The organism is Streptomyces sp. NBC_01352 (assembly GCF_036237295.1).
Taxonomy (GTDB): Bacteria; Actinomycetota; Actinomycetes; order Streptomycetales; family Streptomycetaceae; genus Streptomyces; species Streptomyces plumbiresistens.
This window is the reverse complement of the sequence record NZ_CP108354.1, coordinates 3,340,492-3,365,563: the sequence shown is the minus strand read 5'-3', so window position 1 is coordinate 3,365,563 and position 25,072 is coordinate 3,340,492. Positions and strand designations below refer to the sequence as shown.

The window sequence follows — 25,072 nt, the reverse complement described above, 5'->3', positions numbered from 1 at the left end:
TGTGCCACCGCCCAGGCCGGACGGACCGGCGCGGCTGGACAGCCGCATGCAAGGTTACTTACCTTCCCCGTCCATGCGGATGCCGGTCTGCAGTGTTTCCGTCCGGAGGGTGTGCGGACGATGTGCGAAGCTGCCGAACTGTTATGGCCTGGTTCGGCCAGGGTGAAACACTGGGCAAGCTTCTGGTGAAGGTACTGGCAGGCTGAGTGTGATGTGCACACGGTGGGCAGCAGCCCCGGGTGTGGCCTGATACAGCGGGCATGAATAGGCAGCAGTAACCGGCAAGCCGAGCAGCAATACCTGGGCACAGCAGTAACGGTCGACCCCTGCGGGAGGGACACAGTGGAGTCTGGCGCAGCGACGCGGGGCACTAAGACGCGCGCGAAAGGCGGACAGTCCCTGAGTAACCAGCGCAAACCGCGCAATGGCACCACCGCGGTCGATACGGCTGCCCTGAACAGGCTGCTGGCGGCTCTCGTCTCGATGCGCGACGGGAACTTCCGCAAGCGGCTCACCGTGTCCGGTGACGGCGTGATGTCGGAGATCGCCGCGGTTTTCAACGAGGTGGCTGACCGGAATCTCCATTTGACGGGTGAATTGTCGCGGGTCCGGCGCATGGTGGGGCGCGAGGGAAAGCTCACGGAACGGCTGGAAACAGGTGCCTCCGAGGGCTCCTGGGCTGCCGCCATCGACGCCTCGAACGCGCTGGTCGACGATCTCGTACGGCCTGTCTCCGAGGTCAGCCGGGTGCTGTCCGCGGTGGCGGAGGGCGACCTGTCGCCGCGTATGGAGCTGCGGACGCAGGCGCCGGACGGGACCGGGCATCCGTTGCGCGGGGAGTTCCTGAAGGTCGGGCGGACCGTCAACAATCTGGTCGACCAGCTGTCGACGTTTACCGACGAGGTCACGCGGGTGGCCAGCGAGGTGGGTACCGAGGGCAAGCTGGGCGGGCAGGCCCGGGTGCGCGGTATGTCGGGTTCGTGGAAGGACCTGACGGAGTCCGTCAACACGATGGCGTACCGGCTCACGGCTCAGGTGCGGGACATCGCGCTGGTGACGACGGCGGTCGCCAAGGGTGACTTGTCCCGGAAGGTCACGGTTCATGTGGCCGGCGAGATGCTGGAGCTCAAGAACACCGTCAACACGATGGTGGACCAGCTGTCGTCGTTCTCCTCCGAGGTGACGCGGGTCGCGCGCGAGGTCGGTGTCGAGGGCGAGCTGGGCGGTCAGGCGCAGGTCCCCGGTGTGGCCGGTGTGTGGAAGGACCTCACCGATTCGGTGAACCTCATGGCCGGCAATCTGACGGCCCAGGTGCGCGGGATCTCCCAGGTGACGACCGCGGTCGCCAGCGGTGACCTGTCGCAGAAGGTGACGGTCTCGGCGCGCGGCGAGGTCGCGCAGCTCGCCGACACGATCAACCAGATGACCGAGACGCTGCGGATCTTCGCGGACGAGGTCACGCGGGTGGCCAACGAGGTCGGTGCCGAGGGGCAGCTCGGCGGGCAGGCGAACGTGCCGGGTGCGGCGGGGACGTGGAAGGACCTCACCGATTCGGTGAACACGGTCTTCCGGAACCTCACCACGCAGGTGCGGGACATCGCCGCCGTGACGACGGCCGTGGCCAACGGTGACCTGTCGCAGAAGGTCACGGTCGACGTGGCCGGCGAGATGCTGGAGCTGAAGAACACCGTCAATGGGATGGTGGACCAGCTGTCCGCGTTCGGCGCCGAGGTCACGCGGGTGGCACGCGAGGTCGGTGTCGAGGGTGAGCTGGGCGGCCAGGCGCAGGTGCCCGGGGCCGCCGGTACGTGGAAGGACCTGACGGACTCCGTCAACACCGCGTTCCGGAATCTCACCGGACAGGTGAGGAACATCGCCCAGGTGACCACGGCCGTGGCCAACGGTGACCTGTCCCAGAAGGTCACCGTGGACGTCTCCGGCGAGATGCTCCAGCTGAAGAACACCGTGAACACGATGGTGGACCAGCTGTCGGCCTTCGCCGACCAGGTGACGCGGATGGCCCGGGACGTGGGCACCGAGGGACGGCTGGGCGGTCAGGCCGTGGTGCCGGGCGTGTCCGGTACGTGGAAGGAGCTCACCGACTCCGTCAACTTCATGGGCGGCAACCTCACCTCGCAGGTGCGGCAGATCGCCCAGGTGACGACGGCGGTGGCCCGGGGTGACCTGTCGCAGAAGATCGACGTGGACGCGCGCGGCGAGATCCTGGAGCTGAAGAACACCATCAACACGATGGTCGACCAGCTCTCCGCCTTCGCCGACCAGGTGACCCGGGTCGCCCGCGAGGTGGGTACGGAGGGCCGCCTCGGCGGGCAGGCGCAGGTGCCCGGCGTCGCCGGTGTGTGGCGTGACCTGACCGACTCCGTGAACGGCATGGCGGGGAACCTCACCGCCCAGGTGCGCAACATCGCGCAGGTCGCGACGGCGGTGGCCCGGGGTGACCTGTCGCAGAAGATCGACGTGGACGCGCGCGGCGAGATCCTGGAGCTGAAGAACACCCTCAACACGATGGTGGACCAGCTGTCGAGCTTCGCCGACCAGGTGACGCGGGTGGCGCGCGAGGTGGGTACGGAGGGCATCCTCGGCGGTCAGGCCGAGGTGCAGGGTGTCTCGGGCACCTGGAAGGACCTCACGCAGTCCGTGAACTTCATGGCGAACAACCTGACCATCCAGGTGCGCAACATCGCCGAGGTCACCACCGCAGTCGCCAAGGGCGACCTGTCGAAGAAGATCACCGTCGATGCGAAGGGCGAGATCCTCGAACTCGTCAGCACCGTCAACACGATGGTCGACCAGCTGTCGTCCTTCGCGGAGCAGGTGACGCGGGTGGCGCGCGAGGTGGGCACGGAGGGCATCCTCGGCGGTCAGGCCCACGCGTCGGGCGTCACGGGCATCTGGAAGGACCTCACCGACAACGTCAACCTGATGGCCAACAACCTGACCATGCAGGTGCGCAACATCTCCCAGGTCGCGTCGGCGGTCGCCAACGGTGACCTGACGCGGACGGTGACGATCGAGGCGCGCGGCGAGGTCGCGCAGCTCGCGGACACCTTCAACACCATGGTGAAGACGCTGAGTTCGTTCGCCGACCAGGTCACCAAGGTGGCCCGCGAGGTGGGCACGGACGGCATCCTGGGCGGGCAGGCGCGGGTGCCGGGAGTGGCCGGTACCTGGAAGGACCTCACCGAGTCGGTGAACCAGATGGCGTCCAACCTGACCGGTCAGGTGCGCAACATCGCCATGGTGACCACGGCCATCGCCAAGGGTGACCTGACCAAGAAGATCGACATTGACGCTCGGGGCGAGATCCTCGAGCTCAAGACGACGATCAACACCATGGTCGACCAGCTGTCGTCGTTCGCCGAGGAGGTCACCCGAGTCGCCCGCGAGGTGGGTACGGAGGGCCAGCTGGGCGGTCAGGCACGCGTGCGTGACGTCGACGGAACCTGGCGCGACCTCACCGAGTCGGTGAACGAGATGGCCGGGAACCTGACCCGGCAGGTGCGTGCCATCGCGCGCGTGGCGACCGCGGTGACCCGTGGCGACCTGAACCTGAAGATCGACGTGGACGCCTCCGGCGAGATCCAGGAACTCCAGGACTACATCAACAAGATGATCGCCAACCTGCGCGACACCACGATCGCCAACAAGGAGCAGGACTGGCTCAAGGGCAACCTCGCCCGCATCTCCGCACTGATGCAGGGCCGCCGTGATCTGGCCGACGTGGCCTCGCTGATCATGAGCGAGCTGACGCCGGTGGTGACCGCGCAGCACGGTGCGTTCTTCGTCGCCATGCCGCTCCTGGACGGCAAGGACCTGAGCGCCGAGGCGGAGGAGCAGTACGAGCTGCGGATGCTGGGGTCGTACGGCTACTCGATGGGCTCCATGCCGACGTCGTTCAGGCCGGGCGAGGCGCTGATCGGGACGGCCGCCGAGGAGAAGCGCACGATCCTCGTGGAGAACGCGCCCAGTGGCTATCTGAAGATCTCCTCCGGTCTCGGGGAGGCGCCGCCCGCGCAGGTGATCGTCCTGCCGGTGCTGTTCGAGGGCAAGGTGCTCGGTGTCATCGAGTTGGCCTCCTTCACTCCCTTTACGCAGATCCAGAAGGACTTCCTCAATCAGATCGCCGAGATGATCGCGACCAGCGTCAACACCATCTCCGTCAACACCAAGACCGAGGTGCTGCTGAAGCAGTCGCAGGAGCTGACCGAGCAACTTCGGGAGCGGTCGGAGGAGTTGGAGAACCGGCAGAAGGCCCTCCAGGCGTCCAACGCCGAACTCGAGGAGAAGGCGGAGCTGCTGGCCCAGCAGAACCGCGACATCGAGGTGAAGAACACCGAGATCGAGGAGGCGCGGCAGGTCCTGGAGGAGCGCGCCGAGCAGCTCGCCGTGTCGATGCGCTACAAGAGCGAGTTCCTCGCCAACATGTCGCACGAACTGCGTACACCGCTCAACTCGCTGCTGATCCTGGCCAAACTGCTCGCCGACAACGCGGAGGGGAACCTCTCGCCGAAGCAGGTCGAGTTCGCCGAGACGATCCACGGGGCCGGTTCCGACCTGCTCCAGCTGATCAACGACATCCTCGACCTGTCGAAGGTCGAGGCGGGCAAGATGGATGTCTCCCCGACGCGCATCGCGCTCGTCCAGCTCGTGGACTACGTGGAGGCCACCTTCCGGCCGCTGACCGCGGAGAAGGGCCTGGACCTGTCCGTACGGGTGTCGCCGGAGCTGCCGGCCACGCTGCACACCGACGAGCAGCGGCTCCTTCAGGTGCTGCGCAACCTGCTGTCCAACGCGGTGAAGTTCACCGACTCCGGGGCTGTCGAGCTGGTCATCCGGCCCGCCGGCCGGGATGTGCCGGTGGCGATCAGGGAGCAGCTCCTGGAGGCGGGTTCGCTGCGTGACGCGGACGCCGACCTGATCGCGTTCTCCGTCACGGACACGGGGATCGGGATCGCGGCCAGCAAGATGCGGGTGATCTTCGAGGCGTTCAAGCAGGCGGACGGTACGACGAGCCGCAAGTACGGCGGTACGGGCCTCGGGCTGTCGATCTCACGGGAGATCGCGCAGCTGCTCGGCGGTGAGATCCACGCGCAGAGCGAGCCCGGGCGCGGATCGACCTTCACGCTGTATTTGCCGCTGCACCCGAGCGAACTGCCGCCGCAGGGCTATCAGCAGCTCGCGCCGCCCGCCCTGGAGGCCGGCGACCTGATGGGGTCCTCCTCCTCGGGGCGGCACGAGCCGACAGAGCTGTCCGACGCGGAGGTCGAGACGCCGGCCGAGGTGAGGTCGTACCGGGAGACGCAGAACGGTGCCGCGGCGCTCTTCAGGCGCCGCAGGCGGCCCATGCCGGAGATCGAGCAGCGTCTCGCGCAGCAGGAGCAGTGGCCCGTGGCGGCGGAGCAGCAGACGACGCCGAAATCGCGTCGCGGCATCCGGTTCGGCGGGGAGAAGGTGCTGATCGTCGACGACGACATCCGCAACGTCTTCGCGCTGACCAGCGTCCTCGAACAGCACGGACTGTCCGTGCTGTACGCCGAGAACGGCCGCGAGGGCATCGAGGTCCTGGAGCAGCACGAAGACGTGGCGGTCGTCCTGATGGACATCATGATGCCCGAGATGGACGGCTATGCGACGACGACGGCGATCCGCAGGATGCCGCAGTTCGCCGGGCTGCCGATCATCGCGCTGACAGCGAAGGCGATGAAGGGCGACCGGGAGAAGGCGATCGAGTCCGGCGCCTCGGACTACGTGACCAAGCCGGTCGACCCCGATCACCTGCTGACGGTGATGGATCAGTGGATGCGTGGCGAGTGAGGGGATCGGTCGGGCAATGCGTGGGCTTCGTGCGGATGTGGCGGGAACCTTCGGCGAGTACCCGGAGTTGCTGACTCTGGGTGGCCGGAGCCGTGTAGAAGTACGGGATTCGGGGAACCTTCTGGTCTCCCGTCGCGTTTCTGCTACGTGCACAGTGACATCGCGGTGACAGGGTGTGGCGACGGGCGGGGTGCGGCTACGATGACCGGCACAAGGACGGGCGGCGCAAGGGAGTCGTCCCCTGGGGCGGCGCCGGTCGGCGTCACCCCAAGTCCTGCGGACAGGGGAGGCCCCACGCCGGGGCGAGGAGGGCGGGCCATGGTGCAGAAGGCCAAGATCCTCCTGGTCGATGACCGGCCGGAGAATCTGCTCGCGCTGGAGGCCATCCTCTCTGCGCTCGATCAGACACTGGTGCGGGCATCGTCCGGGGAGGAAGCGCTCAAAGCACTGCTCACGGACGACTTCGCGGTCATTCTGCTGGACGTCCAGATGCCGGGTATGGACGGCTTCGAAACGGCCGCGCACATCAAGCGGCGAGAACGCACCCGGGACATCCCGATCATCTTCCTCACCGCGATCAACCACGGACCGCACCACACGTTCCGTGGCTACGCGGCAGGCGCGGTCGACTACATCTCCAAGCCGTTCGACCCCTGGGTGCTGCGCGCCAAGGTCTCCGTCTTCGTCGAGCTGTACATGAAGAACTGCCAGCTGAGGGAGCAGGCGGCGCTGCTGCGGCTCCAGTTGGAGGGCGGCGGCGGCAAGGCGTCGGCCGGGGACGCGAAGGAGCCGGCAGGGCTGCTCGCCGAGCTGTCGGCGCGGCTGGCGGCGGTGGAGGAGCAGGCCGAGGCGCTGTCGAAGCAGCTGGACGACGACTCCGCGGACGCGGCGGCGGTCGCCACGGCGGCCCATCTCGAACGCAAACTCACGGGGTTGCGGCGGGCGCTCGACGCGCTGGAGCCCGGAACGGGAACTTCTCCCTCGGTGCCGTCACAGAACTGACGCCTCCCACAGGCGTCGTTGTGCGTGAACACGCGTCAGTTCCGCTCCCTTTCAAGGGCGACACGAACGGGTGAAGCAGTAGGCACACGTGTCCGCTGTCGTCTCCACCGGTAACCTCACACCTATGGCCTCACGTCCCTCCGCAGCCAAGAAGCCCGCCAAGAAGGCGGCCGCTCCGGCGAAGGCTCCGGCGAAGAAGGCCGCTGCGAAGAAGGCGCCCGCCAAAAAGGCGCCCGCCAAGAAGGCCGCGGCGAAGAAAGCCGCGCCGCCGAAGCCGGCGCCCAGCCCTACCGGGGGCATCTACCGGCTCGTGCGCGCGCTGTGGCTCGGCGTCGCGCACGCCGTCGGCGCGGTGTTCCGCGGGATAGGGCAGGGCGCGAAGAACCTCGACCCGGCGCATCGCAAGGACGGCGTCGCGCTGCTGCTGCTCGGCCTTGGACTGATCGTCGCCGCCGGTACCTGGTCCAACCTGCGCGGTCCCGTCGGCGACCTCGTCGAAATGCTGGTGACGGGCGCCTTCGGCCGGCTCGACCTGCTCGTGCCGATACTGCTCGCGGTCATCGCCGTACGGTTCATCCGGCACCCCGAACAGCCCGAGGCCAACGGTCGCATCGTGATCGGTCTGTCCGCACTCGTCATCGGCGTGCTCGGTCAGGTCCACATCGCCTGCGGCTCGCCCGCGCGCGGTGAGGGCATGCAGGCGATACGGGATGCAGGCGGCCTCATCGGCTGGGGGGCGGCGACCCCGCTGACGTACACCATGGGCGAGGTCCTCGCGGTACCGCTGCTCGCGCTGCTGACGATCTTCGGGCTGCTGGTCGTCACGGCCACTCCCGTCAACGCCATCCCGCAGCGGCTGTGGCTGCTCGGGGTGCGGCTCGGCCTCGTGCACGACCCGGCCGAGGACGAGTTCGGGGAGGACGACGAGCGCTACGACGACCAGTGGCGCGACGCCGTGCCTGCGCGTCCCCGTAGACGCGGCCCGGCCCCCGCGGCGTACGACCCCGACGGAGCGGAGCAGGAGGCCCTCTCGCGGCGTCGTGGCCGCCCCCGGCGCTCCGCGGTGCCGCAGCCCGATCTGGACCGTCCCATGGACGCCGTGGACGTCGCCGCGGCCGCCGCCGCCGCGCTCGACGGGGCGGTGCTGCACGGCATGCCGCCCTCGCCGATCGTCGCCGACCTCACCCAGGGCGTCAGCGTGGGGGAGCGCGAGGAGCCGACCCCGACTCCCACGCCGGTCCCGGCCGCGCGCCCCAAGCAGGAGAAGCTCGACGTGGGGGTCGCGGACCTCACCAAGTCCGCGCCCGACGTGCCCCGCGAGCTCCCGGCGCGCGCCGAGCAGTTGCAGCTGTCCGGCGACATCACCTACGCGCTGCCCTCGCTCGACCTCCTCACGCGCGGGGGCCCCGGAAAGTCCCGCAGCGCCGCGAACGACGCGGTCGTCGCCTCGCTCACGACCGTCTTCTCCGAGTTCAAGGTCGACGCCGCCGTCACCGGCTTCACCCGTGGGCCGACGGTCACGCGCTACGAGGTCGAGCTCGGCCCCGCAGTGAAGGTCGAGCGGATCACCGCGCTGACCAAGAACATCGCGTACGCCGTCGCCAGTCCGGACGTACGGATCATCAGCCCGATCCCCGGCAAGTCCGCGGTGGGCATCGAGATCCCGAACACCGACCGGGAGATGGTCAACCTCGGTGACGTGCTGCGCCTCGCCGCGGCCGCCGAGGACGACCACCCGATGCTGGTCGCGCTCGGCAAGGACGTCGAGGGCGGCTATGTGATGGCCAACCTCGCGAAGATGCCGCACGTGCTGGTGGCCGGAGCCACCGGTTCCGGTAAGTCGTCCTGCATCAACTGCCTGATCACGTCGATCATGGTCCGCGCGACTCCCGAGGACGTCCGCATGGTCCTCGTCGACCCCAAGCGCGTCGAGCTGACCGCGTACGAGGGCATCCCGCACCTGATCACGCCGATCATCACCAACCCGAAGCGGGCCGCCGAGGCGCTCCAGTGGGTCGTACGGGAGATGGATCTTCGGTACGACGATCTGGCGGCGTACGGCTACCGGCACATCGACGACTTCAACGAGGCCGTGCGCAGCGGCAAGGTGAAGTCGCCGGAGGGCAGTGAGCGGGAGCTCCAGCCGTACCCGTATCTGCTGGTCATCGTCGACGAGCTCGCCGACCTGATGATGGTCGCCCCGCGGGACGTCGAGGACTCGATCGTGCGCATCACGCAGCTCGCGCGCGCGGCCGGCATCCACCTGGTCCTGGCGACGCAGCGGCCGTCGGTCGATGTCGTCACCGGTCTGATCAAGGCGAACGTGCCCTCGCGGCTCGCCTTCGCCACCTCCTCGCTCGCCGACTCGCGGGTCATCCTCGACCAGCCCGGTGCCGAGAAGCTGATCGGCAAGGGTGACGGGCTGTACCTGCCGATGGGTCAGAACAAGCCCACCCGTATGCAGGGTGCCTTCGTGACCGAGGAGGAGGTCGCGACGGTCGTCCAGCACTGCAAGGACCAGATGGCGCCGGTCTTCCGGGACGACGTCACCGTGGGCACCAAGCAGAAGAAGGAGATCGACGAGGAGATCGGCGACGACCTCGACCTGCTGTGCCAGGCCGCCGAACTGGTCGTCTCCACGCAGTTCGGGTCGACGTCCATGCTGCAGCGGAAGCTGCGGGTCGGGTTCGCCAAGGCGGGTCGGCTCATGGACCTCATGGAGTCCCGGGGGATCGTCGGGCCGAGCGAAGGCTCCAAGGCTCGTGATGTTCTTGTGAAGGCTGACGAACTGGACGGAGTGCTCGCGGTGATCCGCGGGGAGGCTTAAAGGGAGTCTCAAGGCCGCTGTTCAATCGTGACTCACCCGTAAGGGATCATTGAGCAACCGTTTCCCTTCCGCGTACGTCAAGTTGAGGGAAGCGACAAGCTGCTGCCCCACCATCGGCGTGTCCGGCCATACCGATGGCGTACAAAGTGCCACCGCCCGGTTGCCCCACCCTTTCTTACCCCCCATAGACTGAACCTCCAGCACAGGCGGCTAAAACGCTCGAAAGGCGCCCCCGTGTCCCTCGGCAACTCCCCTGAAGACGAGCGTCCGTTCGAAGACGACCGTGAGGAAGCCCGCCCCTCGATCGGTCGTGCCCTCCAGCAGGCGCGTATCGCGGCCGGACTGACCGTCGACGACGTCAGTTCCGCCACCCGGGTCCGCATCGCCATCGTGCACGCCATCGAGGCGGACGACTTCGACCCCTGTGGCGGCGACGTCTACGCCCGCGGTCACATCCGGACCCTGGCCAAGGCCGTCCGTCTCGATCCCGCCCCGCTGCTCGCCCAGTACGACGACGATCACGGCGGGCGTCCGGCGCCGACCCCGGCCGCTCCGCTGTTCGAGGCGGAACGCATCCGTCCGGAGCGGCGCGGGCCCAACTGGACGGCGGCCATGGTCGCCGCGATCGTCGCCGTGGTCGGCTTCGTCGGGTTCACCGCCTTCAGCGGCGGTGACGACGACGGCGGCAAGACGCAGGTCGCCGAGGGCTCCAAGCCCTCGACCAGCAAGAACGCCTCGCCCACGCCGAAGAACGACAAGCCCGAGGACACCGAGCCGGCGCCCTCGGACAGCGCCATCGCCGCCGCGCCCCAGGACAAGGTGACCGTCCAGGTCAGCGCCGCGGACGGAAAGAGCTGGATCTCCGCCAAGGACCACAACGGGCGGAGCCTGTTCGACGGACTGCTCAAGCAGGGCGAGTCCAAGACCTTCCAGGACAGCCAGAAGGTCAACCTCGTCCTCGGCGACGCCGGGGCGATCCAGCTGTATGTGAACGGCAAGAAGATCGACGAGGACTGGCAGCCGGGGGCCGTGGAGCGGCTCACCTATACGAAGGGCGACCCTCAGGTCGGTTAAGGACCAGACGGGTGCAGACGGGTACGGACGGGGTTGGCCAAGATCGGCCAACCCCGTCGACGTGGGGTGTCAGTGGGACGAAGTAGTCTTGAGCCCATGCCTGAACGCCGTACCGTCGCACTCGTCACTCTTGGCTGCGCCCGTAACGAGGTGGACTCGGAGGAGCTGGCAGGCCGCTTGGAGGCGGACGGCTGGCACCTCGTGGAGGACGCCTCGGACGCGGACGTGGCCGTCGTCAACACGTGCGGCTTCGTCGACGCCGCCAAGAAGGACTCCGTCGACGCCCTCCTGGAGGCCAACGACCTCAAGGGGCACGGCAGAACCCAGGCCGTCGTGGCGGTGGGCTGCATGGCCGAGCGGTACGGCAAGGATCTCGCGGAGGCCCTCCCGGAGGCCGACGGCGTGCTCGGCTTCGACGACTACGCCGACATCTCCGACCGGCTGCAGACCATTCTGAACGGCGGAATCCACGCCTCCCACACCCCGCGCGACCGGCGCAAGCTGCTGCCGATCAGCCCCGCCGAGCGCCAGTCGGTCTCCGACGTCGCCCTGCCCGGGCACGGCGCCGCGTCCGACCTGCCGGAGGGGCTCGCTCCGGCCTCCGGCCCCCGGGCGCCCCTGCGCCGCCGTCTGGACGGCGCCCCGGTCGCCTCGGTGAAGCTCGCCTCCGGCTGCGACCGGCGCTGCTCCTTCTGCGCCATCCCGTCCTTCCGCGGCTCCTTCATCTCGCGCCGCCCCAGCGACGTGCTGAACGAGGCGCGGTGGCTGGGCGAGCAGGGCGTCAAGGAGATCATGCTGGTCTCCGAGAACAACACCTCGTACGGCAAGGACCTGGGCGACATCCGCCTGCTCGAGGCCCTGCTGCCCGAGATCGCCGAGGTCGACGGCATCGAGAGGGTGCGGGTGAGCTACCTCCAGCCCGCCGAGATGCGGCCCGGGCTCATCGACGTGCTGACGTCCACGCCCAAGGTCATGCCCTACTTCGACCTGTCCTTCCAGCACTCCGCGCCCGACGTGCTGCGTGCGATGCGCCGCTTCGGCGACACCGACCGCTTCCTGGAGCTGCTCGACACCATCCGGAGCAAGGCACCCCAGGCCGGCGTGCGCTCCAACTTCATCGTGGGCTTCCCCGGGGAGAGCGAGGCCGATCTGGCCGAGCTGGAGCGCTTCCTGAACGGCGCGAGGCTGGACGCCATCGGCGTCTTCGGGTACTCCGACGAGGACGGCACCGAAGCGGCGACGTACGAGAACAAGGTCGACGAGGACGTCGTCGCCGAGCGGCTGGCCCGCGTCTCCCGACTCGCGGAGGAACTCGTCTCGCAGCGGGCCGAGGAGCGTGTCGGCGAGACCGTGCAGGTGCTCGTGGAGTCGGTGGACTCCGTCGAGGGCGTGTACGGCCGTGGGGCGCACCAGGCGCCCGAAACCGACGGCCAGGTGCTGCTCACGAGCGGCGAGGGCCTGAGTGTCGGTCGTATGGTCGAGGCGAAGGTGGTCGGTACGGAAGGTGTCGACCTGGTGGCCGAGCCGCTGCAGGGCTCGCTCGCGTGGAGTGAGGAGGCAGGCAGATGACCGGAGTCCCGGCGTCCGCTGCGGGTGGCTCCTCCGCTGCGAAGGGTGCGGCCGCGGGCACGGCTTCGGGTGCCGCGTCCGCGTCCGGTGCCGTCTCCGGTGCTTCTGGTACGTCTGGTACTTCTGGTGCGCTTAGTGCTTCTGGTCCTTCTGGTGCCGCTGGTGCTGACTCCGGTGCGAAGTCGGCACGTGGTGGGAAGCTGACGGCTGCCGCCGTCAATCAGGCCAGTGTCTGGAACATCGCCAATCTGCTGACCATGCTCCGGCTGCTCCTCGTGCCCGGCTTCGTCGCGCTGATGCTCGCCGACGGCGGCTACGACCCGGCGTGGCGCTCGTTCGCCTGGGCGGCCTTCGCGGTCGCCATGATCACCGACCTGTTCGACGGGCATCTGGCACGCACGTACAACCTCGTCACCGATTTCGGGAAGATCGCCGACCCCATCGCCGACAAGGCGATCATGGGGGCGGCGCTGATCTGTCTGTCCGCGCTCGGTGACCTGCCGTGGTGGGTGACGGGCGTCATCCTCGGCCGGGAACTCGGGATCACGCTGCTGCGTTTCGTGGTCATCCGGTACGGCGTCATTCCCGCCAGCCGCGGCGGCAAGCTGAAGACCCTCACGCAGGGCGTGGCCGTGGGGATGTACGTCCTGGCACTGACGGGATGGCTGGCCACCCTGAGGTTCTGGGTGATGGCGGCCGCGGTCGTGCTGACCGTCGTGACGGGGCTGGACTATGTGAGACAGGCCATTGTGCTGCGCCGGCAGGGAATCGCCGAGCGCAAGGCGGCGTTGGAGGAGACGGAAGCGTGAGTTCCCCGGCCGCGGACGTGGCCGTAGAAGTGGTACGACTACTCACCGTGAAGGGTGAGACGCTCGCCGTTGCCGAGTCGCTCACGGGCGGTTTGGTCGCGGCGGAAATCACAGCGGTCCCCGGGGCCTCCAAGGCCTTCAGGGGTTCGGTGACCGCCTACGCCACCGAGCTGAAGCATGAACTGCTGGGCGTGGACGCCACTCTGCTGGCGGCGCGCGGGGCCGTGGATCCGCAGGTCGCGAGCCAGATGGCGGCCGGGGTGCGCAAGGCGCTCGGCGCCGACTGGGGCATCGCGACCACCGGAGTCGCCGGTCCGGAACCGCAGGACGGCAAGCCCGTCGGGACGGTTTTCGTGGCCGTCGACGGGCCCCTCGCGGAGTCTTCCGGCGTAATCGGTGGCGGGAAAGTGACCGCACTGCGGTTGAACGGCGACCGTGCGGAAATTCGTATGGAGAGTGTACGGAGCGTACTCGCACTGCTCCTGGAGGGGCTTGCGAGCGAACTGACCGGGAATGAGCGGACACAGGATACGGAACGGAACGGGGGGTTTTGATGTTTGCAGCCCTGAGTGAACACGACATCGCTCCCCGCACGGCCGCGGCGCAAGGCGGTACGGTGGGGCGAGAAGGATGCGGCTACGCGGTCCGAGGAGGGAGCCACCGATGATTCTGCTCCGTCGCCTGTTGGGTGACGTGCTGCGTCGGCAGCGCCAACGCCAGGGCCGTACTCTGCGCGAAGTCTCCTCGTCCGCCCGAGTCTCACTCGGCTATCTCTCCGAGGTGGAGCGGGGGCAGAAGGAGGCTTCCTCCGAGCTGCTCTCCGCCATCTGCGACGCGCTGGACGTACGGATGTCCGAGCTCATGCGGGAAGTGAGCGACGAGCTCGCCCTCGCCGAGCTGGCCCAGTCTGCTGCGGCCACCCCCAGCGAGCCTGTACCGACGCCGGTTCGCCCGATGCTGGGTTCCGTCTCGGTGACCGGTGTGCCACCGGAACGGGTGACGATCAAGGCGCCCGCCGAAGCGGTGGACGTGGTGGCCGCGTGACGCTCACGCGGATGTGCTCGCGCCGACGTTGACGTGCGCTGATCGCCTCCGATTGCGCTTGCGCCGAAGAAGTGTGAGGCCCCGGCCGGGGCTTCTCCGGGGAGACCTGGAGGGGAGCGGTCGGGGTTTTTCGCGTTCTGGCGGGCTCGGGGTCGCTCTGGTCCGTTTGCCGGTGGGGTCGGTGGCGGTCATGGTGGAGCTTGGTTGTGCCTGGCCGGGATCGAGTGACGGGCGGTGCTCCCGTGTGCCGCCGGTGCGCCCTCCCCGTGGGTGAGGCGGCGGCCTAGCGTCGGGCTGGTCGGGGCTGGAGGTGACGTCCATGGCGGGGCCGATAGCGCGCTGGGGGGCGGTGCTCGGGCTCGGGGTGCTGTGGTGGTGGGCCGTACTGCGGCTCGCGCTGGCGTCGGACGCGGGGGTGCTGGAGGGAGCGGTCGCGGCCGGCGGGTGGGGGCTGAGTCTGCTGCCGGTGCACTGTGTGCCAAAGGGCCGGGCAGCGGGAGCCGTGGCCTCGGGGCGGTGGACGGCGGCCTGGCGGGCGGCGCGGGTCACCACGGTGTCGCGGGCTACCACGGCATCGCCACACCGCCGTTCGGACGCAGGATCTGGCCCGTCGTGAAGGACGAGGCGTCGGAGGCCAGGTAGAGCACGGCCTGGGCGACGTCCTCCGGTTCGCCCACCCGGCCCAGGGGCGACATCCGGGCCATGAGCGACTCGGTGCGCGCCTGCGCCTCGGTGTCGCTGCGGTCGGTCATGGGGGTGCGGATCCAGCCCGGTGCGACCGCGTTGACCCGGATGCCGTGTCGGCCGACCTCGGTCGCCAGTGTCTTCGTCAGCTGGACGACGGCCGCCTTGGCGGCGCCGTAGCAGAGCAGGCCGGGGCCGCCGGTGTCCACGGCGCCCGAGGCCATCGTGACGATGCTGCCCCTGATGTGCCGGGCGAGCATCAGGCGGGCTGCCTCCTGGCAGGCGTACAGCACTCCCTTGAAGTTGACGTTCAGCACCCGGTCGAGGTCTTCCTCCCGGGTCTCCAGGACCGGGCTGCTGTGCATGATGCCGGCGACCGCTGCCATCACGTCCAGGCGCTCGCAGGAGGCGACGGCCTCGTGGAGCTGCTCGAGGTCGGTTACGTCGAGGGCGTGGGTGTGGGCCGTGCCGCCGGTGTTCTTGATGGCTCTCGCGGTCTCGTCGAGGCCCGGTGCGTCGAGGTCCGCGCAGTGCACGGTGGCGCCGGCCGTGGCGAGCAGCACGGCCGAGGCGCGGCCTATGCCACTGGCGGCGCCGGTGACGAATGCGGTGCGGCCGGTGAGGTCGTACGCCGTGAGGGGCATGAAGGGGACGGTACGAGGGCTTCTGACGGTCCGTCAATTGGTCGTACGGCGCTGGGTTCCGCGGAGCGGGGTGGTGGTTGGGGCGGGGCCTCGCTGGCAGGTCGGGCACCAGTACGTGGGGCGTTCGCGGGATCCGTCGCCCTGGTCGGCCACGCGGACGGGGGTGTGGCAGCGGAGGCAGGGGCGGGGTGCGCGGCCGTACACGAACAGGTCCTGGCCTCGGCGGCCCGTCGTGTTGCGGATCGGGCGGTCGCGGTTGGCTTCCAGGAGTTTCTTGGCGAGCGCGGGCAGGTGAACGGCGCGGTCGGCGGGGAGGACGCCGACGGGCAGCCAGGGGGTGACGCCGAGGAGGAAACAGAGCTCGCTCTTGTAGACATTGCCGATGCCGGCGAGGTTGCGCTGGTCGAGCAGGGCCTCGCCGAGGGGGCGGGTGGGATCGGCGAGGAGGTTGGCCAGGGCCTGGTCCGGGTTCCAGTCCGGGCCCAGGAGATCGGGGCCGAGGTGGCCGACGGCGCGGTGCTCGTCGGTGGTGCGCAGGAGTTCGAGTACGGGGAGGCGGTAGCCGACGGCCGTGCGGTCGGCGGTGCCGAGGATCGCGCGGATCTGGTGGCTCGGGCCGCCGGTCCAGCGCTGGTGGTTGGCGTACACCTTCCAGGAGCCGTCCATGCGCAGGTGCGAGTGGAGGGTGAGACCGCCCTCGATGCGGGCGAGGAGGTGTTTGCCGCGTGGGGTGACGTCCAGGACGGTGCGGCCCGTGAGGTCGGCCGTGGCGTACTTCGGCACCCGGAGGTCGCTGCGGGTCAGCACCTTGCCGGCGAGGGCGCCGTGCAGCCGCCTCGCGGCCTGCCAGACCGTGTCTCCTTCGGGCATGGGTCAAGGGTGGCATGGGGGTGGGGGGCGGGGACGCGTGATGTGGGGTTGGGCTGGGGGCGGGGTGGGTGTTGATGCGGTGCGCGTTGCGGAGTGGAGCGTGGGTGCGGGGTGCGGGGTGCGGGGTGCGGGTTGGGGCTGCGGCTCTGGCGGGTTCATGCGCGTAGTCGCAGGCCGCGTGGGGTGGCGATGAAGCCCGTTCCCTCCAGGAGGGTGCCGATGGGGGACGTGAGGGCAGATGCGCCGTTGACGCGCTCGACGGTGACTGTGCCGAGGGAGCCCGCCTTTGCCGCCGCGGCGAGGGCCTGCGCCGCCGCTTGGAGACGTGGGTCGTCGGTGGCTGTGCCGGACGGGTCGGAGGGCCAGGCCAGCAGGGTCTTGCCGCCTCGCTCCATGTAGAGCGTCAGCTCGCCGTCGACGAGAACCACCAGGGAGCCCGCCTTCCGGCCCGGCTTGTGGCCGGCGTCGGTCGGAGGGTCCGGCCAGGGGAGGGCCGCGCCGTATGCGTTGGCGGGGTCGGCGGCGGCGAGGACGACGGCTCGGGAGTCGGGGGTGGGGCGGGTGCGGTGGGGGGTGGAAGGCGGGCCGAACGGGCCGTACGCGGGGCCGGTCGATGGGGGGAAGTCGCGGGGGGAGGTCCATTCGCTCCGCGAGGTGGGGGCGGGGAAGGGCGGCCAGTCGTCGGTGCGGCCGGGGTCGAAGGCGTGGGCGCTTCGGTCTGTGTGGCCGTCGGCCGGGTTCGGTCCGTCGGTGGTCGGGTGGGGGTCGGGTGATGCGAAGGGGTCGGGTGCGAAGTCGGTGGGGGAGTCGAAGGGGTTCGGTGCGAAGGGGGTGTCGGGGCCGAAGCCGTCCTGAGCGCCGCTGCCTTGGGGCGGGGGTGGCAGGGATTCGCCCCGGTCGCGGGCGTTGGCCACCGCGCGGAGGCGGTCCACCGCGCCGTCCATGGCGAACTGTGCGGCGCCGAGGCCCTCCACCACGTAACCGCGGCGGGCCTGGCCGTTGTCCTCGAAGGCGGACAGGATGCGGTACACCGCCGAGAAGCCGCCCTCGATGCCCTCCGCGGAGACGGCTCCCCGGGTCACCACGCCGTGCCGGTCGAGGAGGACGCGGGCCAGGGCGTGGGCGCGCACGGTGGGGTCGGCATCGCGGTCCGGGAGCACGGACCAGCGGCCGGCGACAGTCGGCGGGCCGGTGCGGGACGCGGGGCGTGCGGCGGCAGTGAGGGAGCCGTAGCGCCCGCGCGGGACGGTGCGCTTGGCGCGGTGGGCCGTGGAGCCGGCGGTGCGGCCCGAGCCCAGGAGGGAGCGCATGGGGGCGAGCGTGTCGTTCGTGAGCCGTCCGGACCAGGCCAGGTCCCATACGGCGTCGGCCAGTTGGGGGTCGGTGGCGTCCGGGTGGGTGGTGGCGCGGACCTGATCGGCGATCTGGCGGAAGAACAGGCCGTAGCCCCCCGAGAGGGCGTCCAGGACGGACTGGTGGAGCGCCGTCAGCTCCAGGGGGTGGGGCGGCGGGAGTAGCAGGGGAGCCGCGTCCGCGATGTACAGGGAGACCCAGCCGTCCTTGCCGGGGAGGGCTCCGGCGCCGGCCCAGACGATCTCGCCGGCCGCGGTGAGCTCGTCCAGCATCGCGGGTGTGTAGTTCGCGACGCGGGAGGGGAGGACGAGCTTCTCCAGGGCGGACGCGGGTACGGACGCGCCCTGCAACTGCTCCACGGCACGCACCAGTCCGTCGATGCCCCGCAGGCCATGGCCCTTGCCGATGTGCTGCCACTGGGGGAGGAACTGGGCGAGCGCGGGCGGCGGCACCGGTTCCAGCTCGTGGCGCAGGGCGGCGAGGGAGCGGCGGCGGAGGCGGCGCAGGACGGTGGCGTCGCACCATTCCTGGCCGATCCCGGCCGGGTGGAACTCGCCCTGTACGACCCTGCTCGTCGCGGCGAGCCGGTGGAGGGCGCCATCGGTGACCGCCACGCCCAGGCCGAAGCGGGCTGCCGCGGTGGCCGATGTGAACGGGCCGTGGGTGCGGGCATAGCGCGCGAGGAGGTCGCCGAGCGGGTCCTTGACGGGCTCCGTGAAGGCTTCCGGGACGCCCACCGGCAGTGCTGTGCCGAGCGCGTCGCGCAGACGGCCCGCGTCCTCGATCGCCGCCCAGTGGTCGGTGCCGGCGACGCGGACGCGGATCGCGCGGCGGGCTGCGGCAAGCTCCTGGGCCCACTGGGGTTCGGCGCCCCGCTCGGCCAGCTCGGCGTCGCTGAGCGGGCCGAGCAGGCGCAGCAGGTCGGCGACACCCTCGGCGTCCTTGACGCGGCGGTCCTCGGTGAGCCACTGGAGTTCCTTCTCCAGCTCGGTCAGTACCTCGGCGTCGAGCAGTTCGCGCAGTTCCGCCTGGCCGAGCAGTTCGGCCAGCAGGCGCGAGTCCAGGGAGAGGGCGGCGGCGCGGCGCTCGGCGAGCGGTGAGTCTCCCTCGTACAGGAACTGGGCGACGTAGCCGAAGAGGAGGGAGCGGGCGAAGGGGGAGGGTTCGGGGGTGGTGACCTCGACGAGGCGCACCTTGCGGGACTCCAGGTCACCCATCAGCTCTACCAGGCCGGGGACGTCGAAGACGTCCTGGAGGCATTCGCGGACGGCTTCCAGGACGATCGGGAACGAGCCGAACTCGCTGGCGACCTGCAGCAGTTGGGAGGCGCGCTGGCGCTGCTGCCACAGGGGGGTGCGCTTGCCGGGATTGCGGCGCGGGAGCAGCAGGGCGCGGGCCGCGCACTCGCGGAAGCGGGACGCGAACAGGGCCGAGCTGCCCACCTGCTCGGTGACGGTCTGTTCCACCTCGCCCTTGTCGAAGACGACGTCCGCCGCGCCGACGGGGGCTTGGTCCGCGTCGTATTCAGTGCCGATCTTCGTCGGTTCCTGGTCGAGCAGGTCCAGGCCCATCAGGTCGGCGTCGGGCAGCCGCAGGACGATGCCGTCGTCGGCGTGCATGACCTGGGCGTCCATGCCGTACCGCTCGGAGAGCTTGGTGCCGAGGGCGAGCGCCCAGGGCGCGTGTACCTGGGCGCCGAAGGGGGAGTGCACGACGACCCGCCAGTCGCCCAGCTCGTCGCGGAAGCGCTCCACGACGATCGTGCGGTCGTCCGGGATGTGGCCGCAGGCCTCGCGCTGCTCGTGCAGGTAGGACAGCACGTTGTCCGCGGCCCAGGCGTCCAGGCCCGCGGCGAGGAGGCGGAGGCGGGCGTCCTCCTCGGTGAGGGACCCGACCTCGCGCAGGAACGCGCCCACCGCGCGGCCCAGTTCCAGCGGGCGGCCCAGCTGGTCGCCCTTCCAGAAGGGGAGCCGGCCCGGGACGCCCGGCGCGGGGGAGACCAGGACGCGGTCCCGGGTGATGTCCTCGATGCGCCAGGAACTGGTGCCCAGTGTGAAGACGTCGCCCACCCGGGACTCGTAGACCATCTCCTCGTCGAGCTCGCCGACCCGGCCGCCGCCCTTCTTGGGATCCGAACCGGCGAGGAAGACCCCGAAGAGACCGCGGTCGGGGATGGTGCCGCCGGAGGTGACGGCGAGGCGCTGGGCGCCGGGGCGGCCGGTGATCGTGCCCGCGACCCGGTCCCAGACCACGCGCGGGCGCAGTTCCGCGAAGGCGTCGGACGGGTAGCGGCCGGCGAGCATGTCGAGGACGGCCGTGAAGGCGGATTCGGGGAGGGAGGCGAAGGGGGCGGCGCGGCGGACCATCGCGAGGAGGTCGTCGAGCTGCCAGGTGTCCATCGCGGTCATCGCGACGAGTTGCTGGGCCAGGACGTCCAGAGGGTTGGCGGGGACCTTGAGGGACTCGATGGAGCCCGTGCGCATGCGTTCGGTGACGACTGCTGCCTGGACCAGGTCGCCGCGGTACTTCGGGAAGACCACACCGGTGGAGACCGCGCCGACCTGGTGGCCCGCGCGGCCGACGCGCTGGAGGCCGGAGGCGACGGAGGGTGGGGATTCGACCTGGATGACGAGGTCGACCGCGCCCATGTCGATGCCGAGTTCGAGGCTGGAGGTGGCCACCACGGCGGGGAGGCGGCCTGCCTTGAGATCCTCTTCGACGAGGGCGCGCTGCTCCTTGGAGACCGAGCCGTGGTGAGCGCGGGCGATGACCGCGGGTGCGCCCTGGGCCGCGCCTGAGCCGCCCATGAGTTCGGCGGGAGCGTGGTGCTCGTCCAGGGGTTCGCCGGTGGCTCGCTCGTAGGCGATCTCGTTGAGTCTGTTGCAGAGGCGTTCCGCGAGGCGGCGGGAGTTGGCGAACACGATCGTCGAGCGGTGGGCCTGGACGAGGTCGGCGATGCGCTCCTCGACGTGCGGCCAGATCGACGGGCGTTCCGCGCCTTCGCTGCCGTCGGCGACCGGGGAGCCGCCCAGTTCGCCCAGGTCCTCGACCGGGACGACGACCGAGAGGTCGAACTCCTTGCCGGACTTCGGCTGGACGATCTCCACCTTGCCGCGGGGGGAGAGGTAGCGGGCGACCTCGTCGACCGGGCGGACCGTGGCCGAGAGGCCGATGCGGCGGGCGGGCTTCGGCAGGAGCTCGTCCAGGCGCTCCAGGGAGAGGGCGAGGTGCGCGCCGCGCTTGGTGCCGGCCACCGCGTGGACCTCGTCCAGGATCACCGTCTCGATGCCGGTCAGTGCGTCGCGGGTGGCCGACGTCAGCATCAGGAACAGGGACTCCGGGGTGGTGATCAGGATGTCCGGGGGGCGGGTGGACAGGGCGCGGCGCTCGGCGGCCGGGGTGTCGCCGGAGCGGATGCCGACCTTGATCTCCGGTTCGGGCAGGCCCAGGCGGACGGACTCCTGGCGGATGCCGGTCAGGGGGCTGCGGAGGTTGCGCTCCACGTCCACGGCGAGGGCCTTGAGCGGGGAGACGTACAGGACGCGGCAGCGCTTCCTGGGGTCGGCGGGTGGGGGTGTGGCGGCGAGCTGGTCCAGGGCGGCGAGGAAGGCGGCCAGGGTCTTGCCGGATCCGGTGGGGGCGACGACCAGCACGTCCGAGCCCGCTGTGATGGCCTGCCACGCGCCTGCCTGGGCGGCGGTGGGCGCGTCGAAGGCGCCCGTGAACCAGCCGCGGGTCGCGGGGGAGAAGGCTTTGAGGGCCTGGTGTGCGGAGCTGACCATGTGTCCATCCTGCACCTCGGGACTGACAATGCGGCTGACCTGCGGTGTTGCTGCGGCGTCGCTGCGCTGGGCTGGGGCGGGGGATGCCTGCGGCGGCCTGTGCGGGTGGGGTGGGGTGCGTGTAGCGCCTTGTGTTGGGTGGTGGGTCGGGGACGTGTCGGGGGGTGTCCGTCCTCGGAACGGCGCGGAATCGGTTCCTTATCGAGGTGCTGGCGTTGACGCGCCAACCGCTGCGGGCGGGCCCCCCGACACGTCCCCTTGCCGCCGTACGCGCCTGCCGCGCCGCCGGGGCGGGGGCCGCCGCGGGTCCGTGTCGGCCGTCGTGTCGGAAAATGGGGGCATGGCAGGTTCGGGTGAGCGGGCGCGGCACTGGCGGTATGCCGGGTTGCCGGGGGTCGATCTGCTGCGGGCTCGGTATGTCCGGAAGACCTTTGTGCGGCATACGCATGAGAACTTCGTCATCGCGGCCATCGCTGACGGGGTCGAGGTCTTTCATCATCGGGGGGCCGATCAGTACGCGGGGGCGGGGGCTCTGGCCCTGGTCAATCCGGATACGGCCCATACGGGGCGGGCCGGCGTTCCTGATGGGTGGCGGTACGGGGCCGTGTATCCGTCGCCGGAGGTGGTGGCGGAGATCGCTGCTGAGACCACGCTGATCCGGGGGACGCCGGGGTTCGTCCGGCCTGTGCTGGACGATGCGTATGCCGTGGAACTGGTGCATCAGGTGCTGCGGGCCGCGGAGGAGGGGAACGCGCTGGCCGCCGACACGTTGTTGCGGGTTGCCGTGACCCGGTTGCTGCGGTTGAACGGCGGGGCGCTGCCGCAGCGCGCGGTGCGGACGGCGGGGGCCCGGGTCGCGGCACGCGCGCGTGCCGTGCTGGAGGAGCGGATGGTCGAGCCGCCGACGCTGGACAGGTTGGCTGGTGACCTGGGGACCGGTCCGTTCGCCTTGTTGCGGGCGTTTCGGGATGCCTACGGGATGCCGCCGCACGCCTGGCTGACCGATGCGCGGGTGCGTCGGGCGCGGCGGCTGATGGATGCCGGTACGACTCCGGCCGAGGCTGCCGTCGCGGTGGGGTTCACGGATCAGCCGCATCTGCATCGGCACTTCACCCGGATCGTGGGCGTGCCTCCGGGCGCGTACCGGCGTGAGCGCAAGAACGTACAAGACGAGCGGGGGCGGCTGCTCCTACCGTCCGACGCGTGGCAGATCAGATAAGTCTCGTGGACGAGCGTGATGGTGGAGAGAAGCCCGACTCCGCCGTCGTGAGGGACGCGCTGGGGGTCGGGGTCGCCGTAGGGCTGTCAGGGTTCGCCTTCGGGGTGACCTCGGCGGGGAGTGGGCTCACGCTGTTGCAGACCTGTGCGCTCAGTCTGCTGGTGTTCACGGGTGCTTCGCAGTTCGCGTTGGTCGGGGCGCTCGCGACGGGCGGGAACCCGCTGACGGCGGCTGCGGGGGCGTTCTTCCTGGGGGTGCGCAACGCCTTCTACGGGTTGCGGCTGTCGCAGTTGCTGGCCCTCCCGCGCGCGGTGCGTCCGTTCGCCGCGCAGTGGGTCATCGACGAGACGACGGTGGTCGCGCTGGCGCAGCCCACGCGGCGTGGGGCGCGGATCGGGTTCGCTGTGACGGGGCTCAGTCTGTACGTGCTGTGGAACCTCACCACGCTGCTCGGCGCGCTGGGGGCCGAGGCCATCGGGGACACCGACGCCTGGGGGCTGGACGCGGCCGGGCCCGCGGTCTTCCTGGCGTTGCTGGCGCCCATGCTGAAGACCACGGTGGCGCGGACGGTCGCCGGTGTCGCGGTCCTTCTGGGGCTCGGTCTGCTGCCTGTGCTGCCCGCCGGTGTGCCTGTTCTGGTGGCGGCGCTCGCGGCGCCGGCCGTGCTGTGGGCGGAGGGCCGTCGCAGGGGCGCCGACCGTGACGACGTACAAGGGGGAGATCGTTGAACACCTGGATCGCGATCGGTGCGACCGCCCTGGGGTGCTACGCCGTCAAGCTCGCCGGACTGCTCGTGCCCGCCGGTGCCCTCGAGCGGCCTCTCGTCAAGCGTCTCGCCGCGCTGTTGCCCGTGGCTCTCCTGGCCGCGCTCACGGCCCAGCAGGCTTTCGCCGACGGGCGGGCACTGGTGCTCGACGCGAGGGCCGCGGGGCTCGCCGCGGCCGCTGTGGCGCTGGTCCTGCGAGCCCCCTTCCTGCTCGTCGTCGCTGCCGCCGTGCTGGTGACCGCGGGAGTGCGGGCGATGGGCGGCGGGTGAGGTGGCGGCGGTGACGTGGCCTGATCTGTCGCCGGCAGCATCGTGGTCTCAGCCCAGGGAATGACCGTAGGCCCGCAAAGTGCGCAGCGCATCGAGCGTCACCAGGGGGCGCGCCTCCACTGCGGGGCCAGGCGCCCATTGACGCCAGCGGATCGGCCAGCCGCCGTCCTCCTGCTGCTCTTCCGCGAGGAAATCCAGGGAACGGGCCATCTCGTCGTCCGTGAACCACCCGCGCGCGAGGGAGGTCGGCGTCTTCGCGTAGTCGTGCGGGAAGTGGTGCTCCCCGGAGGCGTAGCCGGGCGCGACCGGGTACGCGTCGAGGCGGGCGGGATCCAGGGCCGCGAGCCGGTGTTCGCGTACCAGGCGGCCGAGACGATCGGCGACCGCCTCCGCGCGCGGGCGGTCGGGAGCGGAGTCCAGGAAGGCCACGGCGGCCTGGACCTCGTACGGGTGGGACCGCTCCAGGGACTCGACCGCCTGCCAGCAGAAGTCCGTGGCCCGGAACAGCCAGGCGTGCCACACCTCGTTGCGGTGCAGGAGGCCCACCACCGGTCCGGTGGCGAGGAGTTCGCTCGGGGGATCGTCCACGATCGGGACGAAGGGGGCCGCCGGATAGCCGCGCTGACTGGGGTGGATCGCCGGCAGCGCGCCGTCCGGCGTGGTCACGGAGGTCAGATACCGGCACACGCGCTCCACGCGCTGCCCGCCGCAGCGACCGATGGCGTCCAGGACCCGCAGAGCGTGACCGGTGTGCAGCGGCTGGCTGACCGGACCCCGCAGATCGGGTTCCAGCGCGTGGCCGTATCCACCGTCCTCGTTGCGGTAGGCGTCCAGCGCCGTCTCCACCGGGTCGGCGCTTCCTTCCAGGAAGTGATACGCGAAGAGGCGCTGCTCCAGCACGCGTGCGGTGAGCCAGACGAAGTGCTCGGCGTGCGCGAGCGGGGAGTGCGCCGGGGAGGTCGGGGGGAGTGGGGAAGCTCCTGTTTCGGCCATGCGTCAGACCGTAGGGCGGAAAGCGGTCTCGGCGAGCGGTCCCGGCTCAGGCCCACTCTCAGGGGCGGGATACTGGAGTCATGCGGTTGACGGTCTTCTGGGAGCGGATGACGGATCACTTCGGTCCGGGCTACGCCGACACGTTCGCGCGCGACCACGTGATGGCGGAGCTCGGCGGGCGCACGGTGCACGAGGCGCTGGACGCCGGCTGGGACGCCAAGGACGTGTGGCGCGTGGTCTGCACCGTCATGAACGTTCCGTGGGAGAAGCACTGACCGGTCATGAACGTTCGGTGGGAGAAACACCGCTCGGTCATGAACGTGCTGCGAGG

At 70.4% G+C, this 25,072-nt stretch carries 17 protein-coding genes; 13 read left to right on the top strand and 4 right to left on the bottom strand.

Annotation, left to right across the window (positions count from 1 at the left end):
• Window positions 1-342 precede the first annotated feature (342 nt).
• From OG252_RS15675 to OG252_RS15635, 9 genes are all read left to right on the top strand, one after another.
• Window positions 343-5,835 carry a HAMP domain-containing protein gene (locus tag OG252_RS15675; RefSeq protein WP_266433022.1) on the top strand — a complete coding sequence of 1,831 codons (5,493 nt, stop codon included), beginning with the start codon at window positions 343-345 and terminating at the stop codon, window positions 5,833-5,835.
• Window positions 5,836-6,153: 318 nt separating this feature from the next.
• A complete protein-coding gene (locus OG252_RS15670) occupies window positions 6,154-6,837 on the top strand; it encodes a response regulator (protein ID WP_266433020.1) in 684 nt (227 codons plus the stop codon).
• A 124-nt stretch (window positions 6,838-6,961) separates the two neighbouring features.
• On the top strand, window positions 6,962-9,664 hold the full coding sequence (locus tag OG252_RS15665) for a DNA translocase FtsK (RefSeq protein ID WP_329336745.1): 2,703 nt from the start codon (window positions 6,962-6,964) through the stop codon (window positions 9,662-9,664).
• 234 nt (window positions 9,665-9,898) lie between these two features.
• Window positions 9,899-10,738, top strand: a complete 840-nt coding sequence (locus OG252_RS15660; RefSeq protein ID WP_266433016.1) for a helix-turn-helix domain-containing protein — start codon at window positions 9,899-9,901, stop codon at window positions 10,736-10,738.
• Window positions 10,739-10,834: 96 nt separating this feature from the next.
• Window positions 10,835-12,307, top strand: coding sequence for a 30S ribosomal protein S12 methylthiotransferase RimO (gene rimO / locus OG252_RS15655; RefSeq protein WP_266433014.1), 1,473 nt, complete (start codon window positions 10,835-10,837; stop codon window positions 12,305-12,307).
• Window positions 12,304-13,116: a CDP-diacylglycerol--glycerol-3-phosphate 3-phosphatidyltransferase gene (gene pgsA, locus OG252_RS15650; protein ID WP_329336741.1), complete on the top strand. Its 813-nt coding sequence runs from the start codon at window positions 12,304-12,306 to the stop codon at window positions 13,114-13,116. The genes rimO and pgsA overlap by 4 nt, the downstream gene beginning before the upstream one ends.
• Entirely contained in the window at window positions 13,113-13,670 is a 558-nt protein-coding gene (locus OG252_RS15645; RefSeq protein ID WP_329336739.1) for a CinA family protein, read from the top strand. The genes pgsA and OG252_RS15645 overlap by 4 nt, the downstream gene beginning before the upstream one ends.
• Window positions 13,671-13,779: 109 nt before the next feature.
• On the top strand, window positions 13,780-14,160 hold the full coding sequence (locus OG252_RS15640) for a helix-turn-helix domain-containing protein (RefSeq protein ID WP_003993396.1): 381 nt from the start codon (window positions 13,780-13,782) through the stop codon (window positions 14,158-14,160).
• A 319-nt stretch (window positions 14,161-14,479) separates the two neighbouring features.
• Window positions 14,480-14,776, top strand: coding sequence for a hypothetical protein (locus OG252_RS15635; RefSeq protein ID WP_329336737.1), 297 nt, complete (start codon window positions 14,480-14,482; stop codon window positions 14,774-14,776).
• On the opposite strand, the gene OG252_RS15630 is transcribed toward OG252_RS15635, so the two are convergent.
• The 3 genes from OG252_RS15630 to OG252_RS15620 all read right to left on the bottom strand — a co-directional run bounded on the left by OG252_RS15630 (window position 14,724) and on the right by OG252_RS15620 (window position 21,493).
• Window positions 14,724-15,488, bottom strand: coding sequence for an SDR family NAD(P)-dependent oxidoreductase (locus tag OG252_RS15630; protein ID WP_329336735.1), 765 nt, complete (start codon window positions 15,486-15,488; stop codon window positions 14,724-14,726). The genes OG252_RS15635 and OG252_RS15630 overlap by 53 nt on opposite strands.
• A gap of 33 nt (window positions 15,489-15,521) precedes the next feature.
• On the bottom strand, window positions 15,522-16,358 hold the full coding sequence (locus tag OG252_RS15625) for a DNA-formamidopyrimidine glycosylase family protein (RefSeq protein ID WP_266433001.1): 837 nt from the start codon (window positions 16,356-16,358) through the stop codon (window positions 15,522-15,524).
• Between the two features lie 155 nt (window positions 16,359-16,513).
• Window positions 16,514-21,493 carry an ATP-dependent helicase gene (locus OG252_RS15620; RefSeq protein WP_329336733.1) on the bottom strand — a complete coding sequence of 1,660 codons (4,980 nt, stop codon included), beginning with the start codon at window positions 21,491-21,493 and terminating at the stop codon, window positions 16,514-16,516.
• Window positions 21,494-21,833: 340 nt separating this feature from the next.
• Here OG252_RS15620 and OG252_RS15615 point away from each other — a divergent pair, with 340 nt between their 5' ends.
• Genes OG252_RS15615 through OG252_RS15605 form a run of 3 tightly spaced genes read left to right on the top strand, consistent with a single transcriptional unit; the run spans window position 21,834 to window position 23,748 of the window.
• Window positions 21,834-22,712 carry an AraC family transcriptional regulator gene (locus OG252_RS15615; RefSeq protein WP_329336731.1) on the top strand — a complete coding sequence of 293 codons (879 nt, stop codon included), beginning with the start codon at window positions 21,834-21,836 and terminating at the stop codon, window positions 22,710-22,712.
• Complete coding sequence (locus tag OG252_RS15610) at window positions 22,697-23,440, top strand: AzlC family ABC transporter permease (RefSeq protein ID WP_329336729.1); 744 nt, start codon at window positions 22,697-22,699, stop codon at window positions 23,438-23,440. The genes OG252_RS15615 and OG252_RS15610 overlap by 16 nt, the downstream gene beginning before the upstream one ends.
• The gene (locus OG252_RS15605; RefSeq protein ID WP_266432996.1) at window positions 23,437-23,748 is read left to right on the top strand and encodes an AzlD domain-containing protein; all 312 of its coding nucleotides are present in this window, start codon (window positions 23,437-23,439) and stop codon (window positions 23,746-23,748) included. Before OG252_RS15610 ends, OG252_RS15605 begins: the two co-directional genes overlap by 4 nt.
• Window positions 23,749-23,796: 48 nt before the next feature.
• Here the strand turns inward: OG252_RS15605 and OG252_RS15600 are convergent, their stop codons facing one another.
• The gene (locus OG252_RS15600; RefSeq protein ID WP_329336727.1) at window positions 23,797-24,741 is read right to left on the bottom strand and encodes a hypothetical protein; all 945 of its coding nucleotides are present in this window, start codon (window positions 24,739-24,741) and stop codon (window positions 23,797-23,799) included.
• A gap of 80 nt (window positions 24,742-24,821) precedes the next feature.
• Between OG252_RS15600 and OG252_RS15595 the strand changes: the two genes are divergently transcribed.
• Window positions 24,822-25,016, top strand: a complete 195-nt coding sequence (locus OG252_RS15595; protein ID WP_266432991.1) for a DUF3046 domain-containing protein — start codon at window positions 24,822-24,824, stop codon at window positions 25,014-25,016.
• Window positions 25,017-25,072 lie beyond the last annotated feature (56 nt).